Origin of the sequence: Croceibacter sp. (assembly GCF_002716225.1) — a bacterium.
GTDB lineage: Bacteria > Bacteroidota > Bacteroidia > Flavobacteriales > Flavobacteriaceae > Croceibacter > Croceibacter atlanticus.
This window is the reverse complement of record NZ_PAZX01000005.1, coordinates 114,033-127,686: the sequence shown is the minus strand read 5'-3', so window position 1 is coordinate 127,686 and position 13,654 is coordinate 114,033. Positions and strand designations below refer to the sequence as shown.

Below are 13,654 nucleotides of genomic sequence, written 5' to 3'. Positions count from 1 at the left end.
TATATTGCAGAATTGCTATAATGGCACATAATTAATTAAGTGCCATATTTAGCTGAAATTATGGCAGAAAAAAGCCCGATACTATATTTATAAACTTAGTATCGGGCTTAACCTATAATGTCTCAAGAACTTATTTTACAGGTATTTCTTTTAAAACTTGTAATACCAATTCCCAATATTTCTTTGTTGAAGAAATACTAGCGCGTTCATCTGGGCTGTGTGCACCTCTAATGGTAGGCCCAAAAGAAATCATTTCCATCTCTGGGTAGTGCTGTCCTAAAATACCACATTCTAATCCAGCATGACAAGCTGCAATATGTGCTTGCTCTCCATTATTTAAAGACTTGTATGTTTTATCAAGCACTTTTAAGATATCTGAATCCATATTTGGTTGCCATCCTGGATATTCTCCAGAAAACTCAACTACAAATCCTGATAGCTCGAATGACGCTCTTAGTGCATTAGCCAAATCTGTTTTTGATGACTCCACAGAAGATCTTGTAAGGCAAAGCACTTCTACTTCACCGTTTCCTAAGGTTATCCTTGCTATATTATTAGAAGTTTCAACAAGGTTTTCAATATCTGGACTCATTCTATAAACACCATTATGTGCGGTGTAGATACTTCTTAAAAATCCTTCTTGCACACCTAGATCCATAATTGTCTCAGGAGTTTCAATAGCTTCGATAACAACTTCTAATTCTGGCTCAAGAGTTTTATACTCAGTTTTTATGGTGGTTGCTAATACATTTAGTTCATGTTCAAACGCATCTTTATGTATATTCTCAACAGCTACTTCTGCAACGCTTTCTCTTGGTATAGCATTTCTAAGACTACCGCCATTAATACTATGTATTCTCAAGCCTACATTTTCATAAGCATCAAACAAGAGTCTGTTCATAAACTTATTAGCATTTCCAAGCCCTTTTATAATATCCATACCGCTATGGCCACCTTGTAATCCTTTTACGGTAATCTTAAATCCAGACATATGCTCTGGAGTTTGTTCTTCACTATAAGTGCGTGTTGCTGTAACATCTACACCGCCAGCACAACCTACGCCTATTTCATCATCTTCTTCAGTATCTAAGTTTAACAGTATTTCACCTTGCAATACACCTGGCTTTAATCCTTGTGCACCTGTCATTCCTGTTTCTTCATCTATAGTAAACAGTGCTTCAATTGGTGGATGTGCAATTGTTTCACTTTCTAAGATCGCCATAATTGTAGCAACTCCTAAACCATTATCCGCGCCTAATGTTGTGCCCTTTGCTCTTACCCAATCTCCATCTACATACATTTCGATACCTTGAGTATCGAAATTAAAGTCTGTATCATTATTTTTTTGATGCACCATATCCAAGTGGCTTTGCATCACTACCATTTTACGATCTTCCATTCCTTTAGAAGCTGGCTTTCTAATTATTACATTTCCCACTTCATCTTCTAAGGTTTCTAAGCCTAAGCGTTCTCCAAAATCCTTCATAAATTTAATAACGCGTTCCTCCTTTTTAGAAGGTCTTGGAACAGCATTTAGGAATGCAAAGTTTTTCCAAACTGGCTTAGGATCTAAGTTTCTTATAATATCACTCATGGTTTTCTGTCTTAATTTTTTGCAAAGGTATAGGTTATAAGATAAAAGAGATCATACTCACTTTAAAATTAAGGGTAGTTTGGTCTTTTAAAGTACAAGTTACTTTATAAGAATTCGGTTAATATTACGTTACTTTGAAAAGTTATGAAACGTCATCCCAAATTAATATTAGCCCTATTTTTACCTATACAAATACTAGGTATATTTATACTTAGTAAGTTTCCTAACAGAGTAGAGCAATGGTATAGTTTAGGTCTTTATCAGTACTTGTCGTATTTAGAGCGTAGTGTTTTTGGTCTTCTTCCGTTTTCTTTTGGAGATCTTATTTATGCTCTTTTTATAATACTATTACTACGCTGGTTTTATCTGAGAATTAAGACAAAGTTTAAACATATAAAAGTGTGGTTTATAGATGCTGTAGCTACACTTTCTGTTATTTACTTTATGTTTCAATTGTTTTGGGGATTTAATTACTACAGAGAACCCTTACATATTAGCTTAGGTATTGAGGATAATTATACAGACGAACAGCTTATTACGCTTACCAATATTTTAATTGAACGCTCTAATGAGCTTCAGCTAAAACTTGCTAAAAACGATTCGACAGCCGTAGCTTTTAACTATTCAAAAGATACAATATACGATTTGGCAATTTCTGGATATTCAGACTTAAAAGAGAGTTATCCAGAGCTTAAGTATAATGCGCCAAGTGTAAAAACTTCACTATTTAGTGTACCGTTAAGTTACATGGGCTTTAATGGATATTTAAATCCACTTACAAATGAGTCTCAAATAAACAGCAATGTTTTACCCTATAAACTACCTACTACAATAAGCCATGAAATAGGACACCAATTAGGGTACGCTAAAGAAAATGAAGCCAATTTCATTGCCTGTCTAAATACTTTAAACCACAATGATATTTATATGCGATATTCTGGGTATACATTTGCTCTAAGATATTGTTTAAATGAAATTTTTAGGAGAGATCCTGCTGTTGGTGTAGACTTGCTATTTAAAGTAAATTGTGGGATTATGGCTAATTATAATGAGGTTAGAAATTTTTGGCTCTCCTACGAAAATCAATTAGAGCCACTTTTTGCTCTATTTTATGACGGATATCTAAAAGCAAATAACCAACCAAGAGGTATGGCTAGCTATAGCTACGTTGTTGCATTATTGGTGAACTATTATTCTGACGAAAAATATCTTTTATAGAACTTCTTAACGCTTGTTAAAAAAATCTTAACGTTTCGATAATCGAAAGTGTATCTTCTATCTTTATTGCAATTCAACTAAATTAAATTACCTAATGAAGCTACCTTTCCTTTGTAGTCTTATGCTGTTAGTATCTGTAACCATCTCAGCACAAGATTATTTCCCAAAAAATGACGGTGTAAAATCTGACAAGAACACCAATTATACTGTTATTAAAAATGCAGTAATTCACACAAATCCTTCAACAACACTAAAAAACGGAATGCTACTCGTTAAAGATGGCAAAATTGTTTCTGTTGGCAAATCTGTAAACATTCCTCAAAATGCTGTGCAGGTTGATGCAGAAGGTAACCATATCTATGCGTCATTTATAGATGCATATTCTAGTTTTGGTATAGACAAGCCAAAAAGAGGAAGCAATAACTCTAGCCAACCTCAATATGATGCCTCTAGAGAAGGTTACTATTGGAATGATCATATTAGACCTGAAACTAATGCAGTAGAGCATTTTAAGTATAATACTAAAGACGCTAAAGAATTGCAGGATGCAGGATTTGGAGTTGTAAATACTCACGTACCAGATGCAATTATTAGAGGAACTGGTATGCTGGTTGCTTTAAATGACGAAGGCACTCAAAACGATAGATTGCTAGTAGATAAATCTGCTCAGTTCTTATCTTTTGACAAAAGCGTAACCTCAAGACAATCTTACCCAACATCTATTATGGGAGCTATGGCACTACTACGCCAAGTATATTTAGATGCTCAATGGTATCAAAATGGAAATGCAACTACTAAAGATTTAGCTTTAGAAGCATTAAATAAAAACAAAAATCTTCCACAAATTTTCTTGGCAGAAGGTTATTTAAATGATTTAAGAGCAGATAAAGTTGGTGACGAATCTGGCGTTAACTACATTATAGTTGGTGGCGGCGATGAATATAAAAGTATTGAAGCTATTAAAAACACCAATGCTAAATATATCTTACCTATTAACTTTAAAGATGCTTACGATGTAGAAGATCCTTATTTAGCTGGAATGGTAGATTTGGAGTCTATGAAAGAATGGAACCAACAACCAAGCAATCCAAAATGGTTGGCAGAAAATAACGTGATGTTTGCCTTCACAACGCACGATTTAAAATCGCCTAAAGAGTTTCATAAAAACTTAATGATGGCTATTAAAAGAGGCCTTTCTAAAGAAAAAGCTCTAGAAGCTTTAACGACAATACCAGCTCAAATGTTGGGACAATCAGGGAAATTAGGTGAGCTTAAACAAGGTGCACACGCTAATTTTATAATAACATCTGGTGAATTATTTGAAGAAGACACAAAAATATTTGAAAACTGGGTGCAAGGACAAAAACACGTAGTTAACAAGATGCAGGTTAATGATATTAATGGCGATTATAATTTAACTATTGATAATACTTCTTATAAACTTACTGTTAGTGGAACTTCAGAAAAACCAAAAGCTAAAGTAACAACAGGAAACAAAAAACTAGGTGCCAAACTTACATTTGCAAATGATTGGATGACACTTGTATTAACATCTCCAGATGAAAACAAAAAAGAATACACGCGCCTAATTGCATCTGTTCCAAGAAACCCGAATTCAATTAGTGGTAAAGCAATATTGTATGACGGTAGCGAAGCACGATTTACAGCTACTAAAACAGCTACTACATCTCAAGATGAAAAGGAAGATGACAAAGATGATGAGGAAGACTCTAAAGAAGAAGAGTTTTCAGTTATGCCACTTACCTATCCTAACACTGCATATGGGTTTAGTGAACAACCAAAGCAACAGGATATATTATTTAAGAATGTCACTGTTTGGACAAATGAAGATCAAGGTATTCTAGAACAAACCGATGTTTTAATTAAAGATGGAAAAATTGCCAAAATAGGAAATAACCTATCAGCAGGTAGAGCTATTGAGGTAGATGGTACTGGTAAACACCTTACATCTGGGATTATAGATGAGCACTCACATATTGCAGGAACTGCTATAAATGAAGCTGGACATAACTCTACAGCAGAGGTTAACATGGAAGATGTTGTAGACCCAAGCGATATAGATATTTACAGAAATCTTGCTGGTGGTGTAACTTCTATACAGTTACTACACGGTTCTGCAAACCCAATTGGTGGGCGTTCTGCAATTTTAAAATTAAAATGGGGAGAAACTCCAGATGCTATGATTTATGACAATTCTCCAAAATTCATAAAATTTGCTTTAGGAGAAAATGTTAAGCAAAGTAATTGGGGTAGCCGTTCTCGTTTTCCACAAACACGTATGGGTGTTGAGCAAGTGTTTGTAGATTATTTTACAAGAGCTAAACAATACGAAAAAGATAAAGCATCTGGAAATTACAGAAAAGATTTAGAGATGGAAACCATTTTAGAGATCTTAAATGGAGAGCGTTTTATTAGCTGTCACTCTTATGTTCAGAGTGAAATAAATATGCTTATGAAAGTAGCAGAGCAGTTTGACTTTAACATTAATACGTTCACACACATTCTAGAAGGTTATAAAGTAGCAGATAAAATGGCAGAACATGGTGTTGCTGGTTCTACATTTAGTGATTGGTGGGCATATAAATATGAAGTAAATGATGCTATACCTTACAATGCATCTATTATGCATAATGCTGGTGTGCTTGTAGCTATTAATAGTGATGATGGCGAAATGAGCCGTCGTTTAAATCAAGAGGCTGCCAAAACTGTAAAATATGGTGGCATGAGTGAAGAAGAAGCGTGGAAATTTGTGACTTTAAATCCTGCTAAAATGCTTCATATAGATGATCGCGTCGGAAGTATTAAAGTGGGTAAAGATGCAGACGTTGTACTTTGGTCTGGACACCCAATGTCTATTTATTCTAAAGCTGAAAAAACAATTATAGAAGGTAAAGTTTACTTTGATATTGAAGAAGATAAAGCCTTACGTAAAGAAAACCAACGTTTGCGCAATGTCATTACCACACAAATGCTTCAAGCTAAAAACAAGGGCCTTAAAACACAACCTGTAAAGAAAAAAGAAGAACAACATATGCATTGTGATACTCTTGAAGTATTTGAAGATTAATGTAATCTAATGTCTAAATCTTTTATTACAGTTAAAACTAATTACATGAAAACATATATAAATTTAATACTTGCCACCTGTATAAGTGTTGCAAGTTTTGCACAACAAACACCAGCACCTAAACAAACTGAAACCATAATGATTATGAATGGTACAGCCCATTTAGGAAATGGCGAGGTTATTAAAAATAGTGCTATTGTTATTAAAGATGGTAAACTATCTGTTGTGGCAGATGCTAAGGTTGTAAAACTAGCACAAGAAGGTACTGTTATAGATGCTTCCGGAAAACATATCTATCCAGGTTTTATTGCACCAAATACTTCATTAGGTCTTGTAGAGATAGATGCTGTAAGAGCTACAGATGATGAAGATGACATTGGTACAATGTTGCCTCACATAAGAAGCCTTATAGCTTATAATGCAGAAAGTAAAATTGTCGAAAGTATGAGACCTAACGGTGTACTTTTAGGACAAATCACACCTCGTGGAGGTCGTATTTCAGGAACATCGTCTATTGTACAATTTGATGCTTGGAACTGGGAAGATGCCAGTGTAAAGACAGATGATGGTATTCATTTAAATTGGCCAAACCCATTTTCTACTGGCCGTTGGTGGTTAGGTGAAGATCCAGCAGCAAAACCCAATAAAAATTACGAAAGCGATATTACAACGTTAGAGACATTTGTTTCAAATGCCAAAGCCTATAACGGTAAGGATACGCAAGTAAATTTACCTTTTAAAGCTATGCGTGGTCTTTTTGATGGTAGCCAAACATTATATGTTCATGCAAATGATGAAAAACAAATTATAGATGCAATTTCATTCAAGAATAAATTCAATATCGAAAAAATGGTATTGGTTGGAGGCTACCAAAGTCATAACCTTGCTAAAGAGTTAAAAACAAATAACATCGCTGTGTTAACAGGACGCACACATAGTCTACCAGATGCCGCAGATGATGATTATGATATGCCATACAAACTACCTAAATTATTAATGGATGCTGGTGTATTAGTAGCGATACAGAATGCAGGATCTATGGAGCGTGCCAATGCAAGAAACTTACCGTTTCAAGCAGGACAAGTGGCACAATTTGGCTTAGATAAAGAAGATGCTCTTAAACTAATTACGCTAAATGCTGCTAAAATTTTAGGAATAGATGACACTTATGGTACTCTAGAAGTTGGCAAAAGCGCTACCCTATTTATTTCTGAAGGTGACGCTCTAGATATGAGAACTAACATTCTTACTAAAGCTTTTATAAATGGTCGTGATATTAGTTTAGAGACCCATCAAACTGAACTTTGGAGACGCTATCAAAATAAAGTTGATGCTAACAAAGCGAAGAAGTAATTAAAATTAAAAAACTATTTCTACCTCATGAAATACCTTATCACCAGTTTTATACTATTACTAACAATTCAAATTAACGCCCAAAAACTAGACTTATCACTAGTTAAAAACTTAGAACCTCGAGAAATTGGCCCAAGTGGTATGTCTGGTCGTATTACAGCTATAGATGTTGTTACTAGCAATCCAGATATTATGTATGCAGGTTCTGCATCTGGAGGTCTTTGGAAATCAACTTCTGGAGGCGTTAAATGGGAACCAATTTTCGAAGACCAGCCAACAGCTTCAATAGGTGCAGTTGCAATACAACAGTCTAATCCTAGTGTTATATGGGTTGGTACTGGAGAAGGTAATCCACGTAATAGTCTAAATGGCGGTTATGGCATCTATAAATCTTTAGATGGCGGAAAGTCTTGGCTGTCTATGGGATTAGAAAACACACGTCACATTCATCGTGTGGTTATAGACCCTACAAACCCTAATATAGTTTATGCTGGAGCTATAGGTTCACCTTGGGGAGAACATCCTGAACGTGGTGTATTTAAAACTACAGATGGCGGTAAGACTTGGAAAAAAGTTCTTTTTGTAAATAATAAAACTGGAGCTGCAGATTTAATTATGGATCCTAGCAATCCAAATAAACTTATGGCTGCAATGTGGGAACACAAACGCGATCCTTGGTTTTTTAAATCTGGTGGTGAAGGCTCTGGGCTTTATATAACATATGACGGTGGAGACAACTGGAAAAAGGTAACCGAAGAAGATGGCTTTCCAAAAGGCGACTTAGGTCGTATTGGTGTAGCAATTGCACCAAATAAACCAAATATTGTATATGCTTTAGTTGAAGCTAAAAAGAATGCCCTTTATAAATCTGAAGACGGTGGTTTTAAATGGAGAAAAATTAATGATAAGAGTGACATAGGAAATCGTCCATTTTACTATTCAGAAATTTATGTAGATCCTCAAAATGAAAATCGTGTTTATTCTGTATTTACTTATGTAAATGTATCTGAAGATGGCGGAAGAAATTTTGAGCAACTCATGCCTGCTTATGGTGTGAGTAATGGTGTGCATCCAGATCATCACGCTTGGTGGATTCATCCAGAAGATGGGAATTTCATGATAGATGGTAACGATGGTGGCTTAAATATTACCAAAGATGGCGGTAAAACTTGGCGATTTGTAGATAATATTCCTGTAGGACAATTTTATCACGTAAATGTAGATAATGAGTTTCCTTACAACGTATATGGAGGTATGCAAGACAATGGCAGTTGGAGAGGTCCTGCATACACGTGGCGTTCTCAAGGTATACGTAACTCATACTGGCAAGAAATTTCTTTTGGAGATGGTTTTGATGTTATTCCAGACCCAGACAATAGCCAATACGGCTGGACAATGAGCCAACAAGGTTATGTAAGCCGTTACGACTGGAAAACAGGAAATAATTATGGTGTAAGACCAACACATCCAGATCCAAATGTACAACTTCGTTTTAATTGGAATTCTGCAATAAACATAGATCCTTTTGATAGTAATGTGGTGTATTTTGGTAGCCAATTTGTACACAAATCTACAGACAAAGGTGAAACGTGGAAAGTTATATCACCAGATCTAACTACTAACAATCCAGAAAAACAAAAACAAAGCGAAAGTGGTGGTTTAACTTTAGATGCCACTGGTGCAGAAAATCATACTACAATTTTAGTAATAGAGCCATCGCCTATCGAAAAAAATATGCTTTGGGCTGGTACAGATGATGGTAGGATTCATTATACCAAAGATGGAGGTAATAACTGGACAGAAGTTTCTAATCTTCCTGGCGTTCCAGAAAACTCTTGGATAGTTCAAATTAAAGCAAGTAATAAAAATAAAGGAGAAGCTTTATTGGTTGTTAATGACTACAGAAGATTTAACTATGAACCATACGCGTTTAGAACAACAAACTATGGTAAAACTTGGAAACGTATTGTAGATGCAGAAGATGTACAAAGCTACACTCTAAGTATAGTTGAAGATCCTATTGAAAGGAACCTATTGTTTTTAGGAACAGATGACGGTCTTTATATAAGCATAGATGCTGGAAACAACTGGACAAAATATACAAATGGTTTCCCTACAGTTCCTGTAAAAGATATGGTAATTCATCCTAGAGAACACGATTTGGTATTAGGAACCTTTGGACGTTCTTTCTGGATTTTAGATGATATTAGACCATTAAGAGCAATGGCAAGAAACAACAATCTCACTAAAGAGCGTGTGGTATTATTTGAGCCACCTACAGCCTACCAATCTGCTTACCAACAAGCTACAGGAAGCCGCTTTGGTGCAGATGCTATGTTTAGCGGAGACAACAGAGCATTTGGAGCACGTTTGTCTTACTACATTACTAAAAAAGAAGAAGATAAAGCGTCTAAAGAAGATGACAAAGACAATGACTCTGAAGGTGATGAAGAACAGGAAGAAACTTCAGATATAGAAGAACAACCAGAAGTAGTTTGGGATTCTATCATTTTAAATGTTTATAACGGAGACAAGCTTATAAGAACATTAAAGCAAAAAACTCCAGACTCAACTGGGTTACATAAAATGCGCTGGTTTATGGATGAAAAAGGTGTAGATAGACCTTCTCGTTCTATAAGAGAGTCCAAAAGAGAACCTAGTGGCACCACTGTGAAACCTGGGAATTATACTTTAGAGATGGTTTATGGTGATTCTAAATCAACTCAAACTATATCAGTAAAGTCAGATCCTAGATTAAAAGTTTCAGAAGCTAATATAAATGAGGTGTACAATGCTTCAAAAAAATTAGAAGGTTATACAGAAACTGCAGCAAATGCTGTAAGACAATTGGTTGAAAGTAAGAATACAGCAAAAGACTTTCAGAAACGACTTAAAGATTTAGATAAGGACAAGTACAAAGAAACACTTAAGGAGATTTCTGATATTAATAAAAAGATAGACAGTCTTATCGCGCTCTATTTAGGTAAGGTTGATAAAAGACAAGGAATTACCAGAAATCCTGAAGTTACAGTTATGCAACGCATAGGCTTAGCCAATCAATATGTTAGTGGTAGCCAACAAGGATTAACGGCTACAGAAGAGCAATTAATTTCTCAAGCAAAAGCACAGTTAAATGATGCTTTAATAGAGACTAATAAGTTTTTCTCTGAAGAATGGAGTGATTTTAAATCTAAATTAGAAACTTTAGAACTAAATCCTTTTAAAACCACAACCACCTTTAAAACAGTAAATTAATGCTCAAGAACTCAATTAAAACCTTTGCTTTCCTAAGTCTGTTCGTTTGCTTTTCTATGCAAAGTAAAGCTCAAGATTATTTAGATACCATTGCATTAGAAACTTGTAATTGTATGACCTCTCTAGATACAGATGATAAGAGCGAAGACGCAATAACTCTAGAGCTTGGTGTGTGTATGCTTAAGGCATCTAACCCTTACATGAAAAAGCTAAAAAGAGATTTTGATATCGATTTTGATAATCTTGATTCGGCTGGCGAAAAATTAGGTGAAGTTGTTGGTTTAAGAATGGCAACTCAATGCCCAGACGCACTTTTAAAAATAACAAACCTAATGTCTGATGAAGTTGATGAGCCAGAAATGAGATACATTGTGGGTGAAATTACTGAAATAAACACCTCAGATTTTATCACATTTTCTTTAAAAGACGACTCAGCTAAAACAAATCGTTTTTATTGGATGTCTTATATAAATTCAAATTACGATTTAGAGGCAGACTATAATAGTTTAAAATCTAAAACTGTGGAGGTTTCTTATACGACATCTCAATTTTATGATCCTAGGATAGAAACTTACAGAAACATTTATATAATTAAAGAATTAGTTGTTATAGAATAACACATTACGAAGTAAAAATAGAAACTATATCCTAATACCTATGGTAGTGTAATTACTACACCATAAAATCGACTCATCTTTAAACTACCCAACTATGGATTTCGAAAAGATTACGTTTATAAACGCAGATGGTCAAGAGTTATCAGGAAGGTTAGAGTTACCTGTAAACAAACAGCCTCATAACTACGTTTTATTTGCGCACTGTTTTACGTGTACAAAGAATTTTTCTGCAACCAAGAATATCTCCAGAGCATTAACTAATGAAGGTTTTGGAGTTTTACGATTCGATTTCACAGGCTTAGGAGATAGTGAAGGAGATTTTGAAAACACAAATTTCTCAGGGTATGTAGAAGATTTAGTATGCGCAGCCAATTGGTTAAGAGACCATAAACAAGCACCTACTCTATTGGTTGGTCATAGCTTAGGTGGCGCAGCTGTAATTTTTGCAAAAGAGCAATTGCCAAATGTAAAAGCAGTTGTTACAATTGCAGCACCTTCTAACCCAACTCACGTAAAAAATCTTTTAAAAAGTAATATTGAAGAAATTGAAGAACAAGGTGAAGCAACAGTAAATCTTGCAGGACGAGATTTTAAAATAAAAAAACAGTTTTTAGATGATTTAGAAACTAAGTCTTTACCACAAATAGTTAGTAAATTAAACGCGGCACTATTAGTATTACATTCTCCTCAAGATACTACTGTAGGTATTATTAATGCTGAAGAAATATACAAATCTGCCAAACACCCAAAAAGTTTTATCACTTTAGATGGTGCCAACCATTTGTTAATGGAGAAAGAAGAATCTACTTACATTGGGAAAGTTATTGCAGGTTGGTCTAGCAGGTATTTAGATATTAAACAGGAAACCTTTGTAGTTAACTCTACACACCAAGTAGTAGCTTCATTAGATGCAGAGTCTGGATTTACAACACAATTAAAACTAGGCAATCATTACTCTCAAGCAGACGAACCAAAGACTGTAGGCGGTAAAGATTTAGGACCAACACCATATGATTTAGTTTCTGGCGGACTTTCTGCTTGCACAGCTATGACTATTCAAATGTATGCCAAGAGAAAGAAATGGCATGTAAGCAACGTAGAGGTTCATACAAGTTACAGTCGAGATCACGCTATAGATTGTGAAACCTGTGAAGCCGACGATATGAAGATAGATACTTTTAAAAGAGAAATTAAGCTTGAAGGAGAATTAGACGACAAACAAATTAAAAGGCTACTTCAAATTGCAGACAAATGTCCCGTACATAAAACTTTGCATTCCGAAACTCAAGTGATAACAACCTTAATAGAGTAATAAAGCTGTAAATTTGCACTTTAAACAAAGAGAATCTTGTTATGCGAATTGATATTATAAGTGTTGTTCCAGATATTTTAAAAAGTCCGTTTGAAGCTTCAATCCTAAAACGCGCTATCGAAAAAGGTCATGTAGAAATACATTTTCACGATTTACGTGATTATGTAACAGATAATTACAGGCAAATAGACGATTACCAATTTGGTGGTGGTGCTGGTATGGTTATGATGATTGAACCTATAGATAAATGCATAACCCATTTAAAATCTGAACGTGATTATGATGAAGTTATTTATATGACTCCAGATGGTGAAACACTTAAACAAGGTATTGCCAACCAAATATCACTTCAAAAAAATATTATTATTCTTTGTGGTCACTATAAAGGAGTAGACCAACGCGTAAGAGATCACTTTATAACTAGGGAAATTTCTATTGGAGATTATGTATTAAGCGGTGGAGAGCTTGGTGCGCTAATACTATGTGATGCCGTAATAAGACTATTACCTGGTGTATTAGGTAATGAAACCAGTGCTCTTACAGATAGCTTTCAAGATGGATTGTTAGCGCCTCCAATTTATACAAGACCAGCAGACTATAAAGGATGGAAAGTCCCAGAATTACTTACCAGTGGCAATACACCAAAAATTGAAGAGTGGCGAGAAGACCAAGCAGTAAAACGCACTCAAGAATTAAGACCAGATTTATTAGAAGATTAGTTTTTTTAGGTTTTTAAGCATATATACCGTACAAGAATAATGACCTGTATTCCCTAAAGGTTTGTCTATAATCTCAAATCCGTTTTTGGCATAGAGAGCTCTGGCAGCATCCATGTATGGCATTGTTTCTAAATAACAGGCTACAAAACCAAAGTCTTTCGCATACTCTAAGCACTTTGTGATCATCTTAGTACCTAAACCTCTTCCTCTAGCTTCAGGAGCAAAATACATTTTTTGCAACTCGCATATATTTCCATTGTGATTATCAAGTTTAGCAATACCTGCGCTTCCAATAATTTGAGAATTTTCCTCTAAAACCAGGTAAACCATTTTTGGATGATTATAAGTTTCATACATACAATCTAAAGAAGCATCTTCATACGCAGTACCAACTTTTGGAACTCCAAATTCAATAAGAACATCTCTTACACACTTTGCAACGTGAGGATTATCTTCAATATTTATTTCTCTTATAGTTGGAGTTGGCATAGCGTTATT

9 protein-coding genes are annotated in these 13,654 nt (G+C 34.9%); 7 read left to right on the top strand and 2 right to left on the bottom strand.

Annotation, left to right across the window (positions count from 1 at the left end; all coding sequences use genetic code 11):
* Positions 1 to 130 precede the first annotated feature (130 nt).
* Entirely contained in the window at positions 131 to 1,594 is a 1,464-nt protein-coding gene (locus CL818_RS02515) for an aminoacyl-histidine dipeptidase (protein WP_283642052.1), read from the bottom strand.
* A 144-nt stretch (positions 1,595 to 1,738) separates the two neighbouring features.
* Here CL818_RS02515 and CL818_RS02510 point away from each other — a divergent pair, with 144 nt between their 5' ends.
* From CL818_RS02510 to trmD, 7 genes are all read left to right on the top strand, one after another.
* Positions 1,739 to 2,812: a DUF3810 domain-containing protein gene (locus CL818_RS02510; RefSeq protein WP_272974001.1), complete on the top strand. Its 1,074-nt coding sequence runs from the start codon at positions 1,739 to 1,741 to the stop codon at positions 2,810 to 2,812.
* Between the two features lie 94 nt (positions 2,813 to 2,906).
* Positions 2,907 to 5,900, top strand: a complete 2,994-nt coding sequence (locus CL818_RS02505) for an amidohydrolase family protein (protein WP_272974002.1) — start codon at positions 2,907 to 2,909, stop codon at positions 5,898 to 5,900.
* A 45-nt stretch (positions 5,901 to 5,945) separates the two neighbouring features.
* Positions 5,946 to 7,253: an amidohydrolase family protein gene (locus CL818_RS02500; protein ID WP_272974003.1), complete on the top strand. Its 1,308-nt coding sequence runs from the start codon at positions 5,946 to 5,948 to the stop codon at positions 7,251 to 7,253.
* Between the two features lie 27 nt (positions 7,254 to 7,280).
* Entirely contained in the window at positions 7,281 to 10,508 is a 3,228-nt protein-coding gene (locus tag CL818_RS02495) for a VPS10 domain-containing protein (protein WP_286971391.1), read from the top strand.
* Positions 10,508 to 11,125, top strand: coding sequence for a hypothetical protein (locus CL818_RS02490; RefSeq protein ID WP_286971389.1), 618 nt, complete (start codon positions 10,508 to 10,510; stop codon positions 11,123 to 11,125). The genes CL818_RS02495 and CL818_RS02490 overlap by 1 nt, the downstream gene beginning before the upstream one ends.
* A 94-nt stretch (positions 11,126 to 11,219) precedes the next feature.
* Complete coding sequence (locus CL818_RS02485; protein WP_272974006.1) at positions 11,220 to 12,437, top strand: bifunctional alpha/beta hydrolase/OsmC family protein; 1,218 nt, start codon at positions 11,220 to 11,222, stop codon at positions 12,435 to 12,437.
* Between the two features lie 41 nt (positions 12,438 to 12,478).
* Entirely contained in the window at positions 12,479 to 13,156 is a 678-nt protein-coding gene (gene trmD / locus CL818_RS02480; protein WP_272974007.1) for a tRNA (guanosine(37)-N1)-methyltransferase TrmD, read from the top strand.
* Here trmD and CL818_RS02475 read toward each other — a convergent pair.
* Positions 13,145 to 13,645 carry a GNAT family N-acetyltransferase gene (locus tag CL818_RS02475; RefSeq protein ID WP_272974008.1) on the bottom strand — a complete coding sequence of 167 codons (501 nt, stop codon included), beginning with the start codon at positions 13,643 to 13,645 and terminating at the stop codon, positions 13,145 to 13,147. The genes trmD and CL818_RS02475 overlap by 12 nt on opposite strands.
* Between the last annotated feature and the right edge of the window lie 9 nt (positions 13,646 to 13,654).